Source organism: Nocardia blacklockiae (assembly GCF_015477355.1).
In the GTDB taxonomy this organism is placed as follows: domain Bacteria; phylum Actinomycetota; class Actinomycetes; order Mycobacteriales; family Mycobacteriaceae; genus Nocardia; species Nocardia blacklockiae.
Genome location: NZ_JADLRJ010000074.1, coordinates 1 through 279 on the forward strand (window position 1 = coordinate 1; position 279 = coordinate 279).

Consider the following 279-nt stretch of genomic DNA (forward strand, 5'->3'; position numbering starts at 1 on the left):
GGTCGTGCGCTTCAGAGCAGCCTTTGCTTTCTCACTGCTCCAGTCCACCTCCAGGGCTTATTTAACAGGGCAGAAGACCACCTTTTTGCACATGGTTGTCTCTGTAGAATCAAGTTTTGCTCTCTTGGTCTGGGGCCATCTCGGAGAAGCAGTACCTGACAAAGTCCTCAGGACGCAGGTCAGGACTAATACCCAGTGAGTCAAGCACATCATTTCGTATCTGGAGCAACAACTCAGAATCTTGCTGCTGTGTATCAGAACTGGGATCTCTTCCTTGAT

General features: G+C 49.5%; 1 protein-coding gene. It reads left to right on the forward strand.

Annotated features, from left to right (window positions below):
• Positions 1 to 199, forward strand: a 199-nt coding sequence (locus IU476_RS36630; RefSeq protein ID WP_228824862.1) for a hypothetical protein, incomplete at its 5' end; no start/stop codon positions are given.
• Positions 200 to 279: the final 80 nt, after the last annotated feature.